General features: G+C 48.6%; 7 protein-coding genes. 3 read left to right on the forward strand and 4 right to left on the reverse strand.

What is annotated here, in order from left to right:
• Nucleotides 1–726: ATP-grasp domain-containing protein (locus LUQ50_RS01970; protein ID WP_300035387.1), on the reverse strand; the 726-nt coding region annotated here is incomplete at its 3' end.
• Nucleotides 727–806: 80 nt separating this feature from the next.
• Between LUQ50_RS01970 and surE the strand changes: the two genes are divergently transcribed.
• Together surE and rpiA are read left to right on the forward strand one after the other, a co-directional pair.
• A complete protein-coding gene (gene surE / locus LUQ50_RS01975; RefSeq protein ID WP_300035390.1) occupies nt 807–1,607 on the forward strand; it encodes a 5'/3'-nucleotidase SurE in 801 nt (266 codons plus the stop codon).
• A 27-nt stretch (nt 1,608–1,634) separates the two neighbouring features.
• The gene (gene rpiA, locus LUQ50_RS01980) at nt 1,635–2,330 is read left to right on the forward strand and encodes a ribose-5-phosphate isomerase RpiA (protein ID WP_300035393.1); all 696 of its coding nucleotides are present in this window, start codon (nt 1,635–1,637) and stop codon (nt 2,328–2,330) included.
• Between the two features lie 17 nt (nt 2,331–2,347).
• On the opposite strand, the gene LUQ50_RS01985 is transcribed toward rpiA, so the two are convergent.
• The 3 genes from LUQ50_RS01985 to acs form a co-directional block, all read right to left on the reverse strand.
• Entirely contained in the window at nt 2,348–2,731 is a 384-nt protein-coding gene (locus LUQ50_RS01985; RefSeq protein ID WP_300035396.1) for an ArsR family transcriptional regulator, read from the reverse strand.
• A 107-nt stretch (nt 2,732–2,838) separates the two neighbouring features.
• Complete coding sequence (locus LUQ50_RS01990) at nt 2,839–3,399, reverse strand: TATA-box-binding protein (protein WP_300035398.1); 561 nt, start codon at nt 3,397–3,399, stop codon at nt 2,839–2,841.
• Between the two features lie 42 nt (nt 3,400–3,441).
• Entirely contained in the window at nt 3,442–5,310 is a 1,869-nt protein-coding gene (gene acs / locus LUQ50_RS01995) for an acetate--CoA ligase (RefSeq protein ID WP_300035401.1), read from the reverse strand.
• 236 nt (nt 5,311–5,546) lie between these two features.
• On the opposite strand from acs, the gene LUQ50_RS02000 reads away from it, so the two are divergent.
• Nucleotides 5,547–5,806, forward strand: a 260-nt coding sequence (locus tag LUQ50_RS02000; RefSeq protein ID WP_300035404.1) for an acetate--CoA ligase family protein, incomplete at its 3' end; no start/stop codon positions are given.

The following is a 5,806-nucleotide window of genomic DNA, read 5'->3' on the forward strand; positions in this document are numbered from 1 at the left end:
CACCACAATACGCTCCGGTGAGACCACAAGATCAACCCCGATATACCCCTGACATCCAAGAACCGTTGCTGTTGTTCTGGCAATTTTAAGGATCTCATCTATCCGTGGATGAACAACCGGTGTTTCTCCCCCGTCATAATGGAAATTTCCCTGCTCATCTATCCTGATATATTGTCGGTTGAGGGAGAGGACCAGTGGTCCTTCTCCGGTATAATACAGGCAGACCTCCCCGACAACCCGGCTTCCAACCATACTCACCGAGAGGTGTTCGCCCTCGATGTACTCCTGGCCGAACTCCTGATCCCCTGGTTTTTCATCGCGATACCGCATGTGGACCGCTCCACATCCTGATATCTCCTTGATCACCCGTTTGCCTGAAGAAACCTCTTTCGGTACATCAATCCCGTGAGCTTTCAGGGTGGCTGCGGTGCGCCGTTTATTTGCACAGATCGCTATTGCCAGGGAGTTGCACCCGATATTTCGTGAAAGGTCCTCGACGATCTTGGTGTAACGTGCGAGCAGGTTGTCAGGGGCAATCACCAGAGATTCATCACATCCCGGTGCGAGACGCCTGAGTTCGTCACCAAAGTCATTCCCGGGAACCGGTGTTGCAACCTCGTATCCGATGCGGGTAAAACTGTCACGCAGCGTTCGAATCATTCCTTCGCCTTCAGGAGCCAGGGCAGGATCATGATGGCTGGCATATTCTGCGAGGAGCACTCTCATTGCAGAACAGATTGGAACTCATCACCAATAATTCCCCTGATCAGTCATACTCTTACTCTCTCCGATCATAATACTGGGTAATGGTACCCCGTATCCTGCTTACCAACGATGATGGTGTGAACTCTGAAGGACTCTGGGCTGCATACGATGCGCTGAAACCTCATGCAGAGGTGATAGTGTGTGCTCCGGCAACCCAGCAGAGTGCAGTAGGCAGGTCAGTCTCAATCTTTGAACCGCTGCGGGTCAATGAAATTACCTGTAACGGGGTACCCGCATATGCAGTCGGGGGCAAACCAACCGATTCAGTTATCATCGGACTCTTTGCCCTGAAATTGAAACCGGATTTTGTTGTGTCAGGAATCAATATCGGGGAGAATGTTTCTGCAGAAGCAGTTACTACTTCCGGAACGATAGGAGCGGCTCTTGAGGCTTCTAACCAGGGTATCCCGTCAATCGCGTTCTCACTCCAGGTTGAGGATCAGGCAGAGAAATTTGAGAACCCGAAGTTTCCGGCATCCCGGTTTACCGGATCGAAACAGGTAGTGAGTGATGTCATATCGCGGATCATCTCTCATGGGTTTCCCAAACTTGCAGATGTCGTGAATGTAAACATTCCGTCTGTCATAAAAGGGGGATATGAGATAACCCGGCTTGGGGATCGTCTCTTTGAGACCGGAATTGAGAAGCGGATCGATCCCAGAGGAAAACCATACTACTGGATCAACGGCCCCCTGATCGAGGATGCACCTGAAGGAACCGATGTGCATGCGGTCAGGAAAGGAAATATCTCGATTACTCCGATTACCCTGGACTGCACCGCATATCAGGCCACCTCCTCTTATGCTGAACTCTTTTCAGGTGGACCCGGCCAACAAACTTAAGGTGTTCTGTTGCTAACCTGACCGGCAATGACGAACCCCGGGAATGGCAATCCAAAAGAAAATGCCGGTTGCAGGGCAGCTGGATATGTTCGTGACGGTATGATTGTCGGGCTTGGAACTGGCTCAACCGTTGCGTACACCATGGATCACCTGGCTCAACAGATAAAAGAAGGACTCAGGATCACCGGAGTGCCGACTTCTCTCCAGACTGCTATGAAGGCACGGGAACATGGAATTCCATTACTCTCTCTTGATGACGTGACCCGGATTGATCTCACGATTGATGGTGCTGATCAGATCGATCCCTCTTTGCGCCTTATTAAAGGAAGGGGTGCAGCCCAGGTACGGGAACGTTGTGTTGCAGATGCCTCTGAGCGATTGATCATCGTGGCAGACTCTTCCAAACTCTGTAACCAACTCTCTGGCCCGGTTCCAGTCGAGGTCATTCCATTTGCACTGGGGCATGTTGTACGGAGACTTGAAAAACTTGGTGGTACCGTAGTCGTCCGCGAAGGGGTAAAAAAGGACGGGCCGGTAGTATCTGATAATGGAAATATTATTCTCGACTATCATACCGGCCCGATTGAGAACCCTGAAACCATGGAGTCAATAATTAATAATATCCCCGGGGTGGTCGGATGCGGAATCATGGCAGAATTTTCTGGGGTGATGACAGTCATCGTTGGAGAACCTAATGATTGCCGGATACTTGGGAGACCCTGATTTTCATCAGTTTTGTGTTACTCTGATTCGTGAATGAGTCTTCGAATCTTCTCGATCAGATCAAGCTGGGACTGAAACTCATCCTTCTTTTCAATTTCAATGTCATCAAGAATAGCATTCACCGTGGTACACAGACGGTAGAGTTTCACCGGTCGTCCCTTATTTTCGGTTATCTGGCTGGCTACCTGGGCCCACCCCTGACTCATCAGGTGATTAATCCCAATACTTACTTCCGGCTGTCTGAGTGAGGTTCCCCGCTCAATATCCCGTGATGTCTGATCAGAATTGAAATACAGGAACACAAGAACCCGTGCATGGTTCTGTTTCATCCCTGCTCTGATTATCATGTGAGTTATCTCTTCCGCCCGGCTAGAAAAAGAACCATTCTGATCAGTATCCATGAAATAACCCTACGAGAACCTGTGCGATGCAGCATATTCAGGTCTCTTTTATGGTATATAAAAATATACAAATAACTTTATTTAAGTGGGGGCAATTAAAAATGAAATTATAACAAACCAAGCCCTTTCAGGTCGTCAACGATCTTAAGGACTGCCCGTTGTGCATCTTCCTGTACTTTTCCTCCGGTGATGATCAGTTTTCCTGATCCAAACAGGAGGACAACGACTTTTGGATCATCAAGCCGGTATACCAGGCCCGGGAACTGCTCAGGTTCGTACTCGATTCGTTCCAGGTTGAATCCAACCGCTATCTTATTGAGGTTTATCCCTGCGCCAAGGTCTGCAGAGGTTACAATATTCTGAACCTTATAACTGAGTTCGTTCGTGATTTCGATACCAAGATTGCGAAGCAGTTCTCCCAGAATGTTCAGCCCCCGGGTCAGATTCTCCACACTCTTTGCCCCGGTTAGTACAACCTTACCAGATCCGAAGACGAGTGCTGCGATCTTGGGATCCTGCATCCTGATAACCACTCCCGGGAACCGCTTTTTATTGTACTCGGCGTCCTTGATGCTGGAGGCGATCTGGGGCAGATCGAGGGAATCGGTAATCTTTGCGGATGCGACAATATTTTCAATCCGCAAAGAATTCTCAGGACTGCCTGTCATAGATATAAATGTAATAAATCAGTATATAAAGAGTTGGATAAGTTATTCTTCCAGGGTAGAGACATCACCCGGATCCATACCCAACTCCCGGGCTTTAAGAACCCTTCGCATGATCTTCCCACTTCTGGTCTTAGGCAGGGTTTCGACAAATTCAAGTTCAGCAGGAACTGATATCGGACCGAGCATCATTCGTACGTGATATTTGAGGTCATGAGTGAGTTTCGGAGTTGCTTTGACTCCATTACGCAGGATCACAAATGCTTTGATCAGGTTTCCTTTTAATTCATCAGGTTTGCCGATAGCAGCAGCCTCAGCAACTGAGCTATGTGAGACCAGTGCACTCTCGATCTCAGCAGTCCCGACATTATGTCCGGCTACAATGATGATATCATCAGATCTGCCAAGAAGCATGATATATCCATCATTATCCTGTACCGCCAGATCATTGGTGCTGTAATAATGGTTCTTCCCAAAGTTCCAGTATCCCCGGTATCGTTCTTCATTCTCATATACCATCTGCATCATAGATGGCCACGGTTCTTTTATCGCAAGGAATCCGGTAGTTCCAGGTGGAACCGGTTCACCCTCATCATTCACCACCTCTGCTATCACACCAGGAATTGGTTTTCCGGCAAAACCCGGCTTCATCGGTTCTCCAACCATCGTGGTGATCATGTGCATTCCGGTCTCGGTCTGCCACCAGGTATCAAGAATCGGGCATCGTTCTTTACCGATATGGTGGTAGAACCAGTCAAACGCCTCCGGGTTCAGAGGTTCTCCGACTGATCCCAATATTCTGAGCGATGAGAGATCTGCCTTGTCCGGGTACTCACTCCCAACCTTCATGAACATCCTGATTGCAGTTGGCGCGGTGTAAAAGATAGAGACCCCGTACTCTTCAATCAACCGCCACCAGATCCCGGGATCCGGATACTCAGGGGTATACTCTGTCATGAAGATCGTTCCTCCTACCAGCAAGGGTCCATAAGTCCCGTAGGTATGTCCGGTGATCCAGCCCGGGTCAGCAGTGCACCAGTACAGGTCATTCTCTTGCAGGGTGAGCACATATTTTGTCGTGTAATAGGCGCCAACCATGTAACCACCTGCAGCATGCACAATTCCCTTCGGAGCTCCGGTGGTTCCTGAAGTGTAGAGGATAAATAACGGATCTTCTGATCCAATTGGTTCGGGCGGACAGTGGCGGGGTGATGCCTGCATGAGTTCTTCGTAGTCGATCTCAAAATCATCGAGAAGTCCCACTTTTGGCTCCTGTGTCCTGAGTACCACAACCCGTTCTACGAGTGGGGCATTGATGATTGCCTCTTCGACGATCGGTTTAAGTGGGATACTCCCTCCCCGTCTTACCGATGCATCGGCAGTGATCACAACTTTTGCCTGAGATCCAGTGATTCGTTCGTTCAATGCTTTTGCTCCGTATCCTGCAAATACGACGGTATGGACTGCTCCAATCCGTGCACAAGCCAGCATGGCGACAACCATCTCTGGTATTGCAGGCATATAGATACAGACCCGGTCCCCTTTGGTAACCCCTAGTGACTTCAGTCCGTTTGCAAACCTCATTACGTCCTTATGGAGTTGATAATAGGTCAGAATACGTTCCCGGTTATTCTCCCCTACCCAGCAGATGGCTACTTTATTGCGCCGGTCATTGTTCAGGTGGCGTTCAAGGCAATTGTAGGTAATATTGAGCTTTGCCTTGGTGAACCATCTGGCAAACGGGTGCTCCCAGACCTGTATCTTCTCCCATGGTTCAAACCAGAGGAGATCAGATGCGATCCTTCGCCAGAATGCATCAGGGTCTTTGATAAACTCCTGATACTCATGAGAATAATTGTGGATCTTAGCCGTCTCCTTGTATGCCGGATCCGGGTAGTAGATTGTTTCTGACAATTATGTCACCTCCTGATCGGGAAAAGTATGCTCCTTTCTAACTATCATCATTTATCATGGACAATTCCTAAAAGCCTTTCCTGACCTGTTTCATTCATCATGAACAATAATTACAATTGTTTATATGGAATGATGTTTTACATTTTATGTACGAAATGACGAACTCATCTTCGTCATTTGTAGAACTTTTATCCGGCTGTCTGCCGGGTAGAGTTTCACATGATAGAGGTTAATTCATGGCAGAATGGATGCTTAGTGAGTCTGAGGGATATGATCTCCTCAACCGGTATGGTATTCCCACCCCCAAGTACAGGATTGTTACCAGGGCCGAGGATGCGGGAGAAGCGGGAGAAGCCATCGGATTCCCGGTTGTAATGAAGATCATCTCTCCACAGATCATTCATAAAAGTGATGCAGGTGGAGTCATTGTCGGAGTTGGTACCAAGGAAGCAGCCCAGTCAGCCTTTAACCAGATCGTCTCCGGAGCAAGGGCATA

It is taken from the genome of Methanospirillum sp. (assembly GCF_028679455.1).
Taxonomy (GTDB): domain Archaea; phylum Halobacteriota; class Methanomicrobia; order Methanomicrobiales; family Methanospirillaceae; genus Methanospirillum.

Excerpts from the sequence above, each read along its gene's own strand:
- LUQ50_RS01985 (WP_300035396.1), bottom strand. The coding sequence starts at position 2,731 with ATGGATACTGATCAGAATGGTTCTTTTTCTAGCCGGGCGGAAGAGATA.
- LUQ50_RS01990 (WP_300035398.1), bottom strand. The coding sequence starts at position 3,399 with ATGACAGGCAGTCCTGAGAATTCTTTGCGGATTGAAAATATTGTCGCA.
- surE (WP_300035390.1), top strand. The coding sequence starts at position 807 with ATGGTACCCCGTATCCTGCTTACCAACGATGATGGTGTGAACTCTGAA.
- rpiA (WP_300035393.1), top strand. The coding sequence starts at position 1,635 with ATGACGAACCCCGGGAATGGCAATCCAAAAGAAAATGCCGGTTGCAGG.